This is a genomic window from Microcoleus sp. Z1_B2 (assembly GCF_036700325.1).
Classification (GTDB): Bacteria; Cyanobacteriota; Cyanobacteriia; order Cyanobacteriales; family Microcoleaceae; genus Microcoleus.
The window spans coordinates 138,101-154,617 of the sequence record NZ_JAUBOQ010000004.1; the positions used below are offsets into that span (position 1 = coordinate 138,101).

General features: G+C 45.5%; 12 protein-coding genes. 10 read left to right on the forward strand and 2 right to left on the reverse strand.

Going from position 1 to position 16,517, the window contains the following annotated elements; translation table 11 throughout:
• Positions 1–105: 105 nt before the first annotated feature.
• The 9 genes from QT984_RS03600 to QT984_RS03640 all read left to right on the forward strand — a co-directional run bounded on the left by QT984_RS03600 (position 106) and on the right by QT984_RS03640 (position 13,187).
• On the forward strand, positions 106–1,101 hold the full coding sequence (locus QT984_RS03600; protein ID WP_333147367.1) for a hypothetical protein: 996 nt from the start codon (positions 106–108) through the stop codon (positions 1,099–1,101).
• Positions 1,102–1,124: 23 nt separating this feature from the next.
• Entirely contained in the window at positions 1,125–2,210 is a 1,086-nt protein-coding gene (locus QT984_RS03605; protein ID WP_333147365.1) for a hypothetical protein, read from the forward strand.
• Positions 2,211–2,374: 164 nt separating this feature from the next.
• Complete coding sequence (locus tag QT984_RS03610; RefSeq protein WP_333151786.1) at positions 2,375–3,082, forward strand: hypothetical protein; 708 nt, start codon at positions 2,375–2,377, stop codon at positions 3,080–3,082.
• A 330-nt stretch (positions 3,083–3,412) separates the two neighbouring features.
• On the forward strand, positions 3,413–5,449 hold the full coding sequence (locus tag QT984_RS03615; protein ID WP_333373174.1) for a hypothetical protein: 2,037 nt from the start codon (positions 3,413–3,415) through the stop codon (positions 5,447–5,449).
• 109 nt (positions 5,450–5,558) lie between these two features.
• The gene (locus tag QT984_RS03620) at positions 5,559–6,362 is read left to right on the forward strand and encodes a hypothetical protein (RefSeq protein WP_333147665.1); all 804 of its coding nucleotides are present in this window, start codon (positions 5,559–5,561) and stop codon (positions 6,360–6,362) included.
• Between the two features lie 590 nt (positions 6,363–6,952).
• Entirely contained in the window at positions 6,953–9,340 is a 2,388-nt protein-coding gene (locus QT984_RS03625; RefSeq protein WP_333151791.1) for an ATP-binding protein, read from the forward strand.
• A gap of 831 nt (positions 9,341–10,171) precedes the next feature.
• The gene (locus QT984_RS03630) at positions 10,172–10,795 is read left to right on the forward strand and encodes a hypothetical protein (protein WP_333151794.1); all 624 of its coding nucleotides are present in this window, start codon (positions 10,172–10,174) and stop codon (positions 10,793–10,795) included.
• A gap of 307 nt (positions 10,796–11,102) precedes the next feature.
• Positions 11,103–11,933 (forward strand): ParA family protein, encoded by an 831-nt coding sequence (locus QT984_RS03635; protein WP_333151796.1) that lies wholly within the window; start codon positions 11,103–11,105, stop codon positions 11,931–11,933.
• Between the two features lie 108 nt (positions 11,934–12,041).
• Positions 12,042–13,187, forward strand: a complete 1,146-nt coding sequence (locus QT984_RS03640) for a ParB/RepB/Spo0J family partition protein (protein WP_333151798.1) — start codon at positions 12,042–12,044, stop codon at positions 13,185–13,187.
• 233 nt (positions 13,188–13,420) lie between these two features.
• Here QT984_RS03640 and QT984_RS03645 read toward each other — a convergent pair whose 3' ends face one another.
• Complete coding sequence (locus tag QT984_RS03645) at positions 13,421–13,603, reverse strand: hypothetical protein (RefSeq protein ID WP_333151800.1); 183 nt, start codon at positions 13,601–13,603, stop codon at positions 13,421–13,423.
• A gap of 20 nt (positions 13,604–13,623) precedes the next feature.
• On the opposite strand from QT984_RS03645, the gene QT984_RS03650 reads away from it, so the two are divergent.
• Complete coding sequence (locus QT984_RS03650) at positions 13,624–15,381, forward strand: helix-turn-helix transcriptional regulator (protein WP_333033765.1); 1,758 nt, start codon at positions 13,624–13,626, stop codon at positions 15,379–15,381.
• A gap of 828 nt (positions 15,382–16,209) precedes the next feature.
• Here QT984_RS03650 and QT984_RS03655 read toward each other — a convergent pair.
• On the reverse strand, positions 16,210–16,500 hold the full coding sequence (locus QT984_RS03655) for a hypothetical protein (protein ID WP_333033766.1): 291 nt from the start codon (positions 16,498–16,500) through the stop codon (positions 16,210–16,212).
• Positions 16,501–16,517 lie beyond the last annotated feature (17 nt).

The window sequence follows — 16,517 nt, forward strand, 5'->3', positions numbered from 1 at the left end:
TTGTAAATCGAAATAGGAGCACTAATTGCCTTTCCCTTATCGTTCCTTAACTCAATTACTAATTACCACTCCTCAAATCACTGCACGCATAACGGAGAAAAACCGATGAAATCACCAAAATTTCTTGTCAAACTTGCCCTCGGCATTCCTGCAATTTGGCTGAGCTTAATACTGAATTCTGTTGAAGCAAAAGCTCAAACCTCTGACAGCAATCCGACTGCAACACAGCTTCCCACCTCAAACAATCCTAACAGCAGCACTTTCAACCGCTCCAGCTTCACAGTTGCCAATCAACAAATAGAAAGCAAAATCCAACAATCAGCTAATAACTTCTTGAGCAACCCGAAAGAAATAGGAGGTATAGAAAACAAAATTAGCGACATAACAGGCGAAATTTCAGATACCATCTCCACCATCTCCGACAGCATCTCAGGCATCTGGGACAATTTGTTAAACAAAGTCGAAAATTTCAGCAGTGAAATAGAGTCAACCCTCTCTTCATTCCTGGGAGAACTGAAAGTTCCAGACCTAAAAGAAGCAGTTAAAAGCATAATGGACGGCAACACCTCCGAAAGTGAAGGGACAAAACTATCCGCTGCTTTAGAGAAGAGACCGCAAGATTCTTACAGCCTCAAAGAGAATACCGCAGAACTCGCAGAAAGAGAAAGTGCTGTCAGTGAAGCCAATAAAGCCACTCTCAGTAAAGAAGCTCAACAAAAGCAAGCTCAGATGAAAGAAATTGTCCAGCAGAACGTAGAGCAAACTAATCGCGAGAGCCAAAATTCAATGGAATTGGGTGCTGATTCCGAAGGTCAAGATGTCACCCAGAACATTATGAGAAACATATCTCAACAAAGTGCGATCGCAGCTAAGCAAGCAGCCTTATCAGCAGAAAATCAAAGTGCCTTAGTCATGCAGGGCCAGCAAGCTCAAATCGATCGCAGTTTTGCCAACATTCTCAATGCTCAACAAGCTGAAGAACTCAACGAAATTAACACAGCCCAGAGACGGCAGGATGCTGCGGCGGCTACCGCTTCTTCTACTCAAGCTGGATTGTTTCAAATGCCGGGAGGCATCGCTCTAGGGGCAAACGAAGACTGAAATCACCGTAAGGAGATACCGCAATGTTTATACAATTTATTGCCCAAACTAGCACAGCAGGACAAGCCCTGGACACTCTATCTGATGCCATAGAAGTCTCTCAAAAAACTGTCGAATCCTGGAATTTAGTTTGGTTTAACACCTTCAATACTCAAGAATCCTCTCTCTGGATTGCCTTAGTCAAACTAGGACTAATTCTGGCGGGAATATCTGTTACTTACCTCGCTGTCACCAGTGGCAAAGAAATCATCGAAAAACAGTCTTGGTCAGAGCTAGTAGCCATGTTTATCTGGCCGCTTGTGATTGTAGTATTTCTCAGTAACAACGGTAAAGTCTTAGCTGAAAGCGTCAAATTCATCAAAGCTGTAGGCAGCACTCAAGTGCAAGAAATTATGAAGATTCAAGTCGGAGAAATGACCTTCAGAACTGCCCTGAGCGACGTTAACCTTACCAGTGCTGGCAAAGAAGAGATTGAAAAACTCTACAGCGAATGTCAGGGCAAAGTTGGATCAGCTTTAGTGGAATGCTGGAACAGCAAAAAACAGCCAGCTCAACAAATCCTTCAGGCAGCGGAACAGCAAAATGGAGGCCCCCTCAAAAGCTTGCAGCGGTTTGTTGAAAACTTAGGCAATGTTGCCAATCTTCAAGATATAGGAAATGGCGATTTTGCAGGACAAGTTTTTAGGTCTACTGTCTTGCCCATCATTCGCTTAATTCTTAGATCAGTACAGTGGGCATTTGTCAATATTTTAGAAGCAGCATTGTTGCTAACAGCTCTATTCGGGCCGATTGCAATGGGCTTGTCGCTGCTGCCGCTGCAAGGAAAACCAATCTGGGCTTGGTTAATAGGGTTTATGTCGTTATTTGGAGTGCAATTGGGCTACAACATCGTCGTTGGCTTAGTCGCTGTAGTGATTGTCAAATCCGATGCAGAGTTAGTTACAGATATCGCCTTTTTATTCTTTTTAGCTGTGTTTTCTCCCATTCTTGCCGTGTTAATAGCCAAGGGTGGAGGAACTGCTTTGTACAGTGCGATCGCCAATAGCACCAAACAGCTTACAGATATTGCCAGTAACGCGATCGGCGTTATTGCCGGAAAACTGATCTAGGGGAAGGGGAAGGAAGCATAGATTTTCGCTTTTTTGAGTTGAATCAAAACTAGCACTAATTAGTAGCGATAAAAGCTAATAATCACTTGTTTTTCCTCCCTCTCTCCACCCTCCCCCACTCTCCAACTCTCCCTCTCCCTTCCCCTTCCCCCTCCAATAAAATCATGAAATTTCCACAATTCCAACCCTTACTCCCTGAATCTAAAAACACCTTAGCCTTGTGCTTTGTCCTGCTAACAAGCTTTGTTTTCCTCCTGACAATTGCTGTTTTAGTGAATACAGTCAGTTTGAGAGCCTTATCTCAAAGAAAAGTTACCTTTGTCCAGTTAAAAGACGGAACCGCAGCACGAATTGCAGAACAAGATGAACTGTACAGAGAGCCGAAAATTATCCAAACTTTCGTATCCAGTTGGGTCAATTTAACCTGGGCTTGGTCAGGCAAAATTCCTGGCACAAATGATCCAGACCCCGGCATTAAAGTTAAAGGCAGTGCCAAAGTTCCTACAACTGCTTGGATGGGTTCGTTGATGATGGAATCAGAGTTTGGTAAAGCTTCCCTTGTCGAACTCGCCCAACTCGTTCCCAACACCATCTATTCAGGAAAAACCCGCTCTGGAGTCTATATCTCTCACATCTCAGAACCGAGAGAAATAAAAAGAGGAGTTTGGGAAATAGATGTAATTGCTACTCGCGTCGTGCTGGAACAAGGCATTGGAGAAAGCCGAGAACAGTTTAATCGAACCTTCACCGTCAAAGCCGTAGAAATTCCCAAATCCCCTCTCAAAGAAAACGCTAATGAATTAGAGAAGACTATTCACTCTTTGAGAGCAGCCGGATTAGAAATTTCCCGAATAGTCGAATTCAAACCTTAGAGGGGGAGGGGGAGGGGGAAGGGGAAGGGGAAGGAAAAACAGGGAAGGGGAAAGGAGTACCGCCCCTACAGAAACCGATTTGTTTGTACTTCACTTACCTGAAAGGGGAGGGGGAAGGGGAAGGGGAAGGAAAAACAGGGAAGGGGAAAGGAGTACCGCCCCTACAGAAACTGATTTGTTTGTACTTCACTTACCTGAAAAGTGCTGTATATGAACTTCAAGCGGTTGTATTTTAACAACAAAGAAGTCCTAATTTTCTGCTCTGTCCCCCTCACATACAAGCCAATCATTTGTTAATTAACCATCGTAATAAGCAACAAGACAGTAGCCATGAGTAACAGACAAGAATCTTCAAACAATTCTCATCAAACAAAGTTGACAACCGCAGAAACTGAGCCAAATAATTCACTCCCTCTTGATAGCGAAAGTATCCTTAATAACGATAGTAGCAAGATGTCAGAAGACAACTTTTTCCCTTCCCCTCCCCCTTCCCCTTCCCCTTCCCCCTCCCCCTCGAAAGATGATGATATTGATGAAAACTTCATTGCTAATTTCGACCCCAATGCACCCCTAACACTTGAAACTCAATATCAACTCGCTCAAGATGAGGAAAGACCACTGCCCCCGCCTGTTTCCGAAAGAGGCGTTCCTAGAGCAGTGACAATACTGCTATTGACTGGTGGAATACTATTGCTAGGACTGCTGATTTGGCAATTTATCAAGCCTAAATCACCTCGCGAACCTATCGCACAATCAACACCAAAAGAAAGCTCTTCTGGCACCATTAAAGATGAAAAACCGGAGTTGCTGGCTAAATTAGCTTACCAAGACCAACAAAAACTGTTAGCCGAAAAACCGCAAAAAACCGCAAAACCCAAAACAGAACCGTCGCCCAAACCGTCAAGAGCCCCACGAAATCCGCGAACTCCGCGTCTAGTCGCTACCCGGAGCGCTGCACCGCCACCTACTCCTCTACGCGAACCCCTACCCGCACCCAGAACAGTAGTGCGGACGGTAACAGTACCCGCACCCATACCGCAAAGAACACCCGCGCCCCCACCAGCCCCCATACCCAAACCGTTAATACCCCCACCTTTAATTCCAACTCCAAGAGAAGAAAAAATCGACCCGTTTGAGCGGTGGAACCAACTCGCTCAACTCGGACAAATTAGGGGAAATTTTGACCCTAACCGAATAGCGAATGCCGTGAGTGCAACACCAAGCACTCCAGCGACAACAAGTGCTACCGCCGCCGCTAGTACGAACCCAACTCCAACAAGTGAATTCCTAACAGTCAATATCGGCAACCAAAAGTTGCAACCCTCATACGTTTCTTTGGAACAAATCCCACAAGAATTTTATAACCGCCCAAATAACGCCACCGGGGAAAGGCTACACCCGGAGTTTCCCGCAGGAGAGGACAGCCTCGAAACCACCGACAACTCCCAAAACCCCACCAACCAATTAACTCCGGCTGCCCTTTCTCCCCAAACAAGTTCCGATTCTACCGATAGCCCAATCGAGACTGCGGCTCGACTGAGCGCGAGCCGAACATCCTTGCCTGATACAGAATTTCAAACCCTTTCCCCAGAAGCTGCTCCAGAGGCTTCTGCCTTAACAAATTCCCCAACTCTGGAACAAGTAAACTCCCCAGGGGCAAAAGGCATTCTCAACCGCACGCCCCAAAGTTCCTCAACCTCCCAAACAGCTCAGGTTCCCCTTGGAACCACAGCCAACGGCGTAGTTTCGGTTCCCCTGCTGTGGGATGAAGGCTCAGGCAAACAGCTTTACGACAAATTTGCCGTCACTCTCACAGCCGACGTAACGGCAACTGACGGCTCTATTGCCTTTCCTGCCGGCACAGTTGTCATTGTCAAAGCCAACACCGTCAGCAAAACCAATCGCATGGTACAAGCTAGTGCTGTAGCGCTCGTCTACTCTGATAGAAACGGTCAGATTAAACAGCAGCCCATTCCAGAAGGCGCAATTTTGATTGCAGGAGAGGGCGGACAGCCGCTGATTGCTTCAGGCTACTTCGACCCAGGTTCAGATATTGCCGGACAGGATATCCTTACCGCAGTGCTGTCGGGAGTTGGACGAGTCGGTCAAGTGTTCGCAGACCCTAAAGTCAGGAGCTCTAGCAGTATTAGCGGTAGGTTTGGGAGCAGTACAACCACCGTTGAAAGTCGAGACCCCCAAATTTGGTCAGCCGTCCTCGATGGCTTCTTCAGCCCCCTGGCAAAACGGATGGAAAGCCGCTCAGATAGAGCAACTGAAGAACTTTTAAACCGCCCCAATGTAGCTGTGGTTAATAAAGGAACCCCGGTTTCTATTACTGTTAACAGCTTTCTCAACATTTACCGATAACCAAACCGTCGGTAAACGGTTAAGTCGCCCCAACGCGACTGCGGCGATTAGTAAAGGAAATCCCCGTTTCTACTGTCAACAATTTTCTCCACATCAACGAATAACTGCCATGACGAATCGCATCCAATCCCCAAGAATGCTTTCCCTCGGAGGGCTTTTGTTCACAGCAGTGTTCGCTACTGCAAGCTACCCCAACTGTGCTTTTGCTCAATCAAGAGTAACAGGCTATCAAACTGTGGGTCGAGATATTGCCGTCAATAGTGCGATCGATATTTTAGTCTATCCCGGTCGCGCGAGTGCGATCGACTTCAGTTCAACCGACGAAGCTCTGGCCTACGTTTTAATTGCCGACCCCTCAAAAATAGTTTTCAGCACCGATGCACAGTTGGCAAGCGGCCAAGCCAAAACTGTTTTCTTGCGTCCCATTCAAGCGCTCAATTTTCCGGGAGCTACCACAGCTACCATCACTAACCTTTCAATCAAAACTGTAGATTCAAAAGGGAAACAGCGACTTTACAACTTCAACATCGTTCCTACCAACAAAGAACCAGAACACTTAGGAATTCGCATCGCTCCCGTCACGCCAAGAATGGAGCCGACTGTGAACGTTGATAGAGGTCGCGCCCCCGCAGTATCAGATGTCGAAAAAGGATTGCTGATTGCCATTCAAAAAGGCTACACAGCAGCCAACGACCCAGTAGTCTACAGCGTGCGGCAATTTTTAGCTCTGGTAAGAAATCAGAATCTATCGGCGGCAGATGCTGCTGCACGAGCCGGAGTAGACTTGTCTGTGATTGTCGAGCTGAGCCGCATTGCACGAGAAGAATTGAACTACCCTGGAACAAGATTTCAACAGCGACAACCGCCAACAGCCCGAACTACTCGGCTTCTTAAAAGTCGCTCTGCTTTTTGATTGGAGCCGGAGCTGCGGGAATAGGTAACGGGAATGGGGAATGGGGAGTAGGGAATAGGGAGTGGGAGAGAATTTGACTGACTGTCTCCTAACTTCCTATTACCCATCCGATTATCGAAAAGTTGAGATGCGAATCCTCTCCTCAATACTGCCCGCGCTGAGTCAGGTTGGAGCCTGTGTCACTAACCGCTCGCTCTGAGAACTTATGGCTTTTGACTGATTCTGATTGCTTTGAAGCTGCGCTATTAATAATAGCAATTAGTGAAACAGCATAATGAGAGTGAGCAGGGATGGTGAGTGAGAGGGGATAACTCTTTTACTTCCTACTCAACGCAAAGCTGAGTTATCAGTTTTGAAAAGACATCTTAAATAGGTATTTTTTGAACGGTTCGGCAGTAATACTTTCTCGGAAGAACGTTTTTTCCCTCATTCGCACTCCCTTTTTTTAACCAATGTTCCGCCCAAAAAGCTCAGTTCAAAAAAAGTCTGCCCTCCCGCTGCGCGTTGTGCTTACAGTCCCCAACGCTCTCCTGATTTCGACTTTACTATGTCTGACCGGATGGCTTTCTTTTCAAACAGGGCGGCAGACAATGAATGACTTAGTTGCACAGCTATTGGGAGAAGCAACGAGCCGCATCTCTGACCGCCTTGACAACTACTTAAAAGAAGGGGTTGGGGTTGGGAAAGGAGAAGGGACTTATAAAAAAATGCAAACTGGTTCGGTAAACCAACTTCGCCCAAGTCAAACAGCCGGAGTCACAATCAAACCAAATGGGAAAAGAAATGGGTCAGACTCTCCAAAAACAATATTGCCTCAACAAAAAACAAATCCTGCTTTTCCCACCCCAACCTCAACATTCAACTTGCACGATTTCCACATCAGCCCTAACTGTCAAGCCTTTATCTTAGACCGTTCGGGACACTTAGTTGCTTGGAACGAGGTAACTGAACTAAAACCGTCTATTTCTGTTGACTCCCAGCAGCGAATTCGCGCCCAAGCTCTGCAACAAAAAGTAATCCAGCTTTCCACAGAGTATTTGCTTAAACATTATGGCAGCCTCGCTGCTATTAACAGCAGCCAAAATCTTAACTTTACTGCCAGCAACTCATTATACTTGCTGCAAGTCAGACCTTTTGAAAACTCGAAAGGCTTAAATTGGCTGATTGTGGCAGTTGTACCCGAAACGGACTTCACGGAAAAAGTTCAGGCCAATACTCGCAACACTATTTTGCTCGTGCTGCTGGCTTTGATTCTTTCTATCTGCCTTTTGCTGTCCATTTCCCTAAGAATAGAACAGCGGCTGCTGCGGTTAATTTCGGCAACAGAGGCGATAGCTGGCGGCGACTTCGACTCAACAGTTTCAGGTAGCGGCGTTGCCGAACTCGAAGCCCTAGCCTGTGCTTTCGAGCGCATGAATTGCCAGTTAAAAGCATCTCGCCAGCGGCTAGAAGAATATTCCGGCGATTTAAAGCGGCAAGTTGCACAGACAACGAAGGAACTAAAACAAGCTAAAATTGCCGCCGAAAGCGCCAATCGCGCTAAAAGTACCTTTCTGGCTAACATGAGCCACGAATTGAGAACGCCTCTGAATGCGATTATCGGTTTTGCTCACTTGCTTGTGAACTCTAAAAAAACTGCACCGGAACAGCAGTCGAGTTTAGATATTATCAATCGCAGTGGCGAGCATTTGTTGAAACTAATCAACGATATTTTGTCGCTGTCCAAAATTGAAGCAGGTCAAATCACCCTCGAAGAAACTGCTGTTGACTTGTACAGTTTGCTCAAGGACATAGAACGGATGTTCCAACTCAAAGCTCAGTCGTCGGGATTGCAACTTGTTTTTGAACTCCGGAAAGATGTACCGCAATACGTCCGAACTGATGAAAGCAAGCTGCGCCAAGTTTTGATTAATCTGTTGGGTAATGCTGTTAAATTTACTGAGGCGGGTAGGGTGAAGCTGACTGTAAAATGCCTTCAGCCGCTGGCAAAAAAACCGTTACCCAAATTCTTTCTCCAGTTCTCAGTGAAGGATACAGGCCCTGGTATTGCCCCTGAAGAGATTAGCCGTTTGTTCAAGCCGTTCGTCCAAACTGAAACTGGCAGGAAATCACAAACGGGAACGGGCTTGGGATTGCCCATCAGCCGCTCTTTCGTCAAGCTGATGGGTGGCGATATCAAGGTCAAAAGTTCTGTGGGGAAAGGAACGGTTTTCAGTTTTTACATTAAAGTGAGTCGTGCAACACAGAGCGAAGTCCGTGACATCCAGCCTCAAAAACAAGTGAATGGACTGGCACCCAACCAACAAAATTATCGCATTCTGGTAGCGGACGATGAGTCGGCAAATCGGTTGCTACTAACTCAGATATTGAAGTCAGCCGGCTTTCTTTTGTGGTTTGCGGATAACGGAACTGAGGCTGTTAAATTGTGGCAAAAGTACAAGCCGGATTTAATTTGGATGGATTTGAAAATGCCGCTTTTAGACGGCTTTCAAGCTGCTCGAAAAATTCGTTCTCTGCCTGACGGCTCCAATACAAAAATTATTGCTTTGAGCGCTAATGCGTTTGTTGAAACCAAGAAACTCGCTTTGTCGAATGGCTTCGATGACTTTGTTGCCAAACCGTTCCGAGAAACAGTAATTTTTGAGAAGATGGCGCTTCATTTGGGAGTTCGCTATATCTATGAAGAGGAGTCGTCTAGGAAGTCCGAACAGGATGAGCCTGTTGTGCAACTGACTTCTGAGTCGCTGTCTGTGTTGCCGAGGGAGTCGATTAAGAAGCTTTATAAAGCAGCCGCTTGTGGAGACGAGCAAGCGGTAAGGCTGTTGATTGAGCGAATTCCTCGCTCCCAGAAACAAATTGCTGGGGCTTTGACCAAGTTAGTGGAAAATATGAGTTTAGATATTATCAGCGATTTGACTCAGAATTGCATTTCGGCCGATTGTACGAGCGCAAAATCCCAAGACTGCGATCAAAGTTAACTCGGTTTTTAGATTCGTACCTCAGATATCAATATATGAAGTTCAACCTTAGTCTATCGCCAAATCCCAAGACTATTCTCAAAGTTAACTCGGTTTTGAGAATCGTACCTCAGATATCGATATATGACGTTCACCGAGTGCATTTCGGTAGATTAGGCGAACTCACCATCCCAAGATAGCGATCAAAGTTGACGGGTGTTTACAACCCTACCTCAGATATCGATATATGACGTTCGGCAGATTGTACGAGCGCCAAATCCCAAGACTGCGATCAAAATCAACTCTGCGGTGAGAGTCTGTACCTCAGATATCGATATATGACGTTCGGCAGATTGTACGATCACCAAATCCCAAGACTGCGATCAAAGTTAACTCGGTTTTTAGAGTTCGTACCTCAGATATTGATATATGACGTTCGGTAGATCGCAAAGCATTAGGACGATTTTGTTCAGAGCAGCACGATTTGACAGAGCAATGCCGAGCAGAGGTACAGCCGATAATCTGCTAAAAACTCACGCTCACTTGATTGTTTACTCCATGCTATCGGCTGTACCTGTCTGTACGTAACGACAGATGCGGGTTCGATCCGCAGTAGCAAGTCAGCGGATTTGGTCTGGGTGGAATGTGGCAGCGGGTCGAGCAGATTAGCGCTCAGTTGGAGATTCAGAGCGAGCTGGGATCGGGAACAAAGGTTATTATTGGTCATATCTGTTGGGAACATCCGTTCGTAAAAACCTACCAAAATCGGGACAAAGCTATGAATAGCTTCCTGGCTTAACGAACGCGATCTAAATATAAAATTAGAGCGACGGAGTGAAAGGTGCAACTATTATGTCTTATAGCGAATTTTCCCTAGATGATATTAAGCATAAACTCGGCTTAACAATTAGAGAAGTATCTGAAGTCTTTACGGCTGTAGAACCGATCGCACCCAGTCAGCTTTTAAAGGAAACCTTAGCCGAAAATATTCCCTTAGCCTTGGGAATTGACACGGAAAAAGCGCGATCGGAGATGATAGTCGCTCCGGTATTGATTGAACTCCGCAGGCGGTGCGATCGTCAAATCAGCCTCTTTTCCGGTACGGAATTTAATATTGATCGAGTCAAAGGACTGAATGGCATTTGTGACTTTATGATTAGTCATTCACCAGAACAATTATCTTTAAATGCTCCCGTGTTTACACTTGTCGAAGCCAAGAATGACAATATCAAATCGGGAATTGCCCAGTGCATTGCAGAAATGTTGGCAGCCCAGATTTTTAATATTCAAAAAGATAACAGCATTTCCTGTGTTTATGGTGCAGTGACAACAGGCAGTATCTGGAGGTTCATGAAACTAGAAGATAGGACGGTTTATATTGAAACAACAGAGCATTTTATTGAAAACATTCAACTAATTCTAGGTATTTTAATGCAAATTGTTCAGTTGACTCGCCCAACCCTTCCGTGCCTTTGAAGTTCCCTAGTACATTGTACGCTCGCACCGTCGCAAGACTGCGATCGAAGTTAACTCGGCGGTTAGATCCCATACCTCAGATATCGATATATGACGTTCCGTGTTTCAGTCTAGCGATCGAACTTAAATTCTTTTCAACAATCTTCCCCGTACTAAACTTGACGATAATCTACTCGTCAGACTAAATATTAACTTGCTGGATCAACGTAAGGCAGAACGGTGGTTAGCGGCGATGCCCTCTCATATATCGATATCTGATGCCGACTCTCGATATATCATACTTAAATCATCTACTTAATTCAAAACCATGCAAATTCGACTAGCAGTCATCAGCAATGCTGGCGGCACTGGCAAAACCACACTTTCAGTTCACCTCGCCTACGAACTGGGGTTAAGGGGTTTGAAAGTAGCCATTATGGATCTCGACCCCCAAGGCTCCCTGACCCTTTTTTGCGGTCTAAATCCGCCAGAGCCAGAACACACACTGTCCGCCATAATGCGAGAAAGCTTCAATGGCTCTTGGCCTCTTACTCAAGGCTGGAGTTCCCACACCAATAATATAACCGTTTGTCAAGGCGGAATGACGCTGACGCAAACAGCAGACGAGTTAGTTCTGCACAAGCGTGGCGCTTATCTTCTGGGCGATTGCCTGAGTGACTATCCAATGGATCACGACCTAATTATCTTCGACTGCCCCGCTACCCTCGGCCCCTTGCCCTTGATGGCACTAACTGCTTGCACTCATATAATAGTGCCCGTACAGCTCGAACCAAAATCAATTCAAGGAGCAGCTCACCTGCTGGAGTGGTACTACCACCATTGCAAACAATTACGCCTCAAGCCGCAACCAGAAATCTTAGGGTTTGTACCCAACCAATACGATACGAAACGAGCCGTCCACCGACAACTTTTAGAGTCCTTGCCAGCCCAGCTAGAGCAGATGAATATCCGCGTTTTTCCACCTATTCGGGACAGTGCAGAATTTGTTAATGCCAGCGGTCAAGGGTTGCCATTACACCTTTATCGCCCGCTTCACCCAGCTTTAGGCGACTTCAAAGAAATTGTTAAGCACCTAGCTACTTTAATGGGAAATGGAGTTGCTCCGGCTATTGCCAAAAAAGGAAAAAAAAAGAAATAGTGTTTGATTCACAGTCACAACTTGCGCCGGCGAAAACGAATCCTTCGTTTTTGGCTTATAGCCATGAACTGACTTCTTCCAATCCCCAATTTAAAATCTAAAATCGCTATGGCCACCCGTAAAGCTCCCGACTTGGGAAATTATTTTTCATCCGCCAAGCAGTCAATGCACCTCTCTGAAGCTGAATCCGAGATTCAGGAACTCAAAGCAGAAATTGAAGAACTGCGAAAATCGGGTTCAACGGAATTGGAATCTCAATTGACTGCACTGCGAGAACAACTAGAATCCGCCAGCGGTATCCTCTCCATTTCACTAGACCAAATTCAGCCTAATCCTGAACAACCCAGACAGACATTTTTGCCGGAAAGTATCGAGTCCATGTCCCGTTCCCTTGCTAGTGACGGACAACTGCAACCCATTATCTTGATTCAACGGGGGGATTTGGTGATATTCGATGGAGAGCGGCGCTGGCGCAGCGCTAAAAATCTGGGCTGGGAAACTTTACAAGCTGTGATCGTTCCAGAACCCGCGGCTTTGCACCGCAAAGCACTGCTGACTTCCCTGCACCGGGAAGATCTCAATCCCCTCGATAAAGCAGAAGCTATTGTGCGGGAGTTGTCTGAAAATACGGGTTTGGAAGCTGCAACTATCCCCCGCATTCTCTCGACAGTGGTGCGACGCTTGAACGCGCAAAAACGGATGAACTTGGTTTCCGAGTTGGTGACGGTGGCACCTGACGAGCAGCAACAGGGTTTGGCCGCTTTGGGTTTGGATGAACAAGAGTTGGCCGTTTTGCGGACACTGTTGGATTTGCAGCTCAATCCCGCTTCTATCGATGCCAACATTTTCCCGATGCTGTCTTTGGCTGATGACCTTAAGACTGCTATCAGGCAATTAGGACTTAAAGGGGTTCATGCAATGGCTCTTTCTAAACTCTCTGCTAAAAATTTAGTCTTGCCAGAGGAAGAAGCGCTGCCGATTAGAGTTAAAACAACTAATCAAGTTATTGCCGATAAATTGTCAGTGACCCAAACTCGTAAATTGGTGCAAGAAATTATCAGTTCCACTCTGGATGATTTCCCAGGAGCAGCCCGCCCGTTCAAGCAGGTCAAGTTGGCAACCGGGAATTTGAAAAAGCTGTCACCGCAAGTGTTGGAGCAAGCTGAGGTTGAACAACTGGTGGAGTTGCAGGAGGTTTTGCGCCAAAAGCTGGCGGAAATTGAGGCGGTTTTGAAACAAAATGGTGGGGAATAATACCAATTTCATAAATTTCTGCTACAGAGGCAGTTCTAACTCCTCCCCTCGAACGGGGGAGTTGAGGGGGTAGATATTTAGCGATATTTTATGAATTTGGTATAACAACAAAGTTTCGATGGGGCTGTCTGCTGAAATCGATCGACTGTTTCTACCCATCGTTTTTATCGATCGCCTTCGATCTGATTAGCTGCCAGACAATCTATAATAAACGAATTGCATTGTGGAGGTAGTTATCCATGAGGCAATGCAAGCTTGTGAGTCAGTTTTTGAATTTTTTGATAAGTTGTTCTGTCTGACGGTAATTTCGATCGCAAAACAGCTTTTTGTTGGTTGTAGCAAGCACCGATCGCCTTGAGGATTTTACCATTAATAGTCGGCGGGTTAAATCTTGCTTGATTCGATATATGTGGCAACCTGAAAACACATTGTCCTTATGAGAGACCGCGATCGCATCCAACAATACGCTCTCAAACTAGGTAGAGAAGGTAAACTCCTATCTTCAATATTAGTGAATATTGCTACCCGATTGCATCATGTTTTGAAAACAATTATATCTCAAAACAGTGGAATAAAACACTTACCGTATCGCGATTTAAAAATCACCCCACAATTATTAGGAACTATTGAAAAAACATTCGAGAAATACTTTATATCTGATTTTCTGGAAAAGAATGCAGAGTGGATACTGAATCAATTAGATATCTGCGAGCGAGGAGAAAACCTATCGGATATTCTGCCTGGAACGATCGCTTTTCACCCTGACGCATCCTTACCCAAATCCGAATCCCGGACAGAATCTCAGATAATTAGTGCGTGTGGATATCATGCTGCCGATGAATTACTACAACAAATAAATATACAAAATCTATCAGCAGCTCAGTTGGCAAAAATCTTAGAACTTGCACCCCTTCCAATTCCAGTAACCGAACCCCCATTATTCAAGAATAAATCTGTAGAAGCTGTTCCAACAGCAGCTCTGATGGCTTCCAGTCTCCGCGCGCAGATCCGACCTGATTTGTGGTATGAAGCTGCCAGCAGTATTGCTGTTTTTCAACATGAAGCAAAGGGTAACTCAAACAATTATATCGAGCATTACATTTCCAGCCCAGGTGACATTACCCTGCTGCCTTGGAACGAAGCCCAGCAAATCATTGATAAGTTTGGGTTTACCAGCGCAAAATTGCACATTATTTTTGCAGCTCACACCATGAAACAAGAGACTCCTTGGCACAGCAGCTTTACACTAAAAGCCAGCGATATTGTTAAGGAAATGGGATGGGATAAAAATCACAAAAAAACTCAAATAGAAAAACTGCTAGAGATTGCTAATACAGCATTTGCCCTTGATTGTTTGTTGGTCAAAGCTGTTTGGATTGAGGGAATGAACAAGAAAGGGCAAATTATAGCTAGTGCTCCTGTAGGGAGAATGTGGAATGTCTACATCAAACCCCAAGGTCAGTTAAATTTTGAAGGTAAGATAGACAACCCCCATGAAATCTACATCACAGTCCAACCCGGATTGTGGACTCAGGATTTTTTGAACCGAGCTGGAGCCAAGTCGAGAGAAGCGTTATATCAGTTTGGCTATCTTTCCCAGCAAGTGCTGAGAATCGATCCGTACCATAACGAATTTGCCTTAAGACTAGCAATTCATGTCACCATAGAAAGCCGATTTCACGCCAGTGGTGAATACCGAGTTTTAACGCTACTAAAAGCGATTTTACCATCTCCACAAATTGACTCAGCTCGCAGCGATAATCGCAAAGCCTACAAATTAAAGCAGAGCTGGGATAGTGCCTTAAAACTATTAATGAATCTGGAGTGGCAAATAGAATTTGACCCGGAAACTTATCCAGATAAACTTCAGCCTGAGAACAAAGAAAGAAACCCAAAAGGCTACCTGGAATGCTGGCTGGCGGCCAAAATTACCATCCTTCAGCCAGAACCCATCCCACTTTTAATCTCAAAGAAGACCCAACCCAAACAATTAAAGCGCGCTTCGGCAAAACCACTCTCGATAGCAGGTGCTTCCGTGCGAAAAGCCCGTGAAGGTAAGGGGTGGACTCAGAGAAAATTAGCTGGTTGGTTGGGGGTTTCACAGTCGCTGATTGCTCAGATAGAGCGTGGTCAGCGGACTGTCAGCCCGGAAATAGAGACTAAATTGCTCGCTCTATTGGATATCGCTGAGTGAAGTCGATCGCATTTGAGATTGGAGATTTTAGATCGATGGGGGTTTGAAACTTGTCGGCTGTTGAATTCAGTTTTGGGGCGCGGTACTCGTACCAAACTGACTCGTCGCCTCACTGGTCGCTGCTTCGGAAAACTTATACCATTTCTCCAAAATAATGCAACAGTAGTTTGTACCGCTCGAATCTAATTGTATTGGGTACTCGACCCGCATTGTAGCAGCATTTTAGAGAAATTGTATTACCCAAAGCTGCTCATAGATTGGGTTAGTGTTTTTTATCCTACGATCGTGACTTCAAGCAGATAAAAAACTTTGACCTTGCGCTGTGTCGATTTTAGGCACGTTAGAGAATTTTGATGTTACCCAGCAAAAGCCTTACTAATCAACAGCAAGCAAAAATTTTTTACGCCCGATCAATAAAAGATTGGTTATTCAAGTTGTTATTCAATTTGAGCGATCGCAGCGACAGAGCCTGGGGCTGGCTGCGTATCTTGCGGGTGCCATGACTTTCTTAACGCAACCTCAGTCCAGACTTTACCGGGCTGTATCTTTACTGGTTTGAGCTGGTTGTCCAGTTTTGTCCGGTATCTCGCGGATAGCTATGCAGGTGAACGCATTCAAATACTCCTATTTTCAGAATTAGCGAGATCCAGCGAGCCTAAAGGGCTAGTTGCCGTAATCAAGCTGACAGCAGCCGTGTAATCATAAAAAAAACTTAAAAAATCGAGCTTGAACCCTTACAGTATATGGGTTTAAGCTTGATTACAAAAACATCCACATCCCAGGACAATTTTATCCACATCCCAGGATAATCTTATCCACATCCCAGGATTATGATTTTTTGAAACTCTTGCTATATATAAGTTTCAGCTTTTGATTACAACTCTTATAAGTCTGACAAGACTGATCCGCCACCACATCCCGCGACGATCGACCTGGCAGGATGGAAAAAATAATCGCACGGGCTCGACGATCGATCGCCAATGCAGCGCGATGGAGCGCATCTCGCCTTCCTGCTGCAAGCACGAGCGGATACCCCGCGACCAAATCCGACCAAATCCATAACAACCCCTCTCGCACGCTTCTAGTAGCTACCACAGCCGCTAAAAGTGACACGCTCATTTTTACCGCGAACAAAA

Bases quoted from the DNA above. Each gene is read 5' to 3' on its own strand.
- QT984_RS03635 (WP_333151796.1), top strand. From the start codon at position 11,103: ATGCAAATTCGACTAGCAGTCATCAGCAATGCTGGCGGCACTGGCAAA.
- QT984_RS03640 (WP_333151798.1), top strand. From the start codon at position 12,042: ATGGCCACCCGTAAAGCTCCCGACTTGGGAAATTATTTTTCATCCGCC.
- QT984_RS03605 (WP_333147365.1), top strand. From the start codon at position 1,125: ATGTTTATACAATTTATTGCCCAAACTAGCACAGCAGGACAAGCCCTG.
- QT984_RS03650 (WP_333033765.1), top strand. From the start codon at position 13,624: ATGAGAGACCGCGATCGCATCCAACAATACGCTCTCAAACTAGGTAGA.
- QT984_RS03610 (WP_333151786.1), top strand. From the start codon at position 2,375: ATGAAATTTCCACAATTCCAACCCTTACTCCCTGAATCTAAAAACACC.
- QT984_RS03630 (WP_333151794.1), top strand. From the start codon at position 10,172: ATGTCTTATAGCGAATTTTCCCTAGATGATATTAAGCATAAACTCGGC.
- QT984_RS03615 (WP_333373174.1), top strand. From the start codon at position 3,413: ATGAGTAACAGACAAGAATCTTCAAACAATTCTCATCAAACAAAGTTG.
- QT984_RS03600 (WP_333147367.1), top strand. From the start codon at position 106: ATGAAATCACCAAAATTTCTTGTCAAACTTGCCCTCGGCATTCCTGCA.
- QT984_RS03625 (WP_333151791.1), top strand. From the start codon at position 6,953: ATGAATGACTTAGTTGCACAGCTATTGGGAGAAGCAACGAGCCGCATC.
- QT984_RS03620 (WP_333147665.1), top strand. From the start codon at position 5,559: ATGACGAATCGCATCCAATCCCCAAGAATGCTTTCCCTCGGAGGGCTT.
- QT984_RS03655 (WP_333033766.1), bottom strand. From the start codon at position 16,500: ATGAGCGTGTCACTTTTAGCGGCTGTGGTAGCTACTAGAAGCGTGCGA.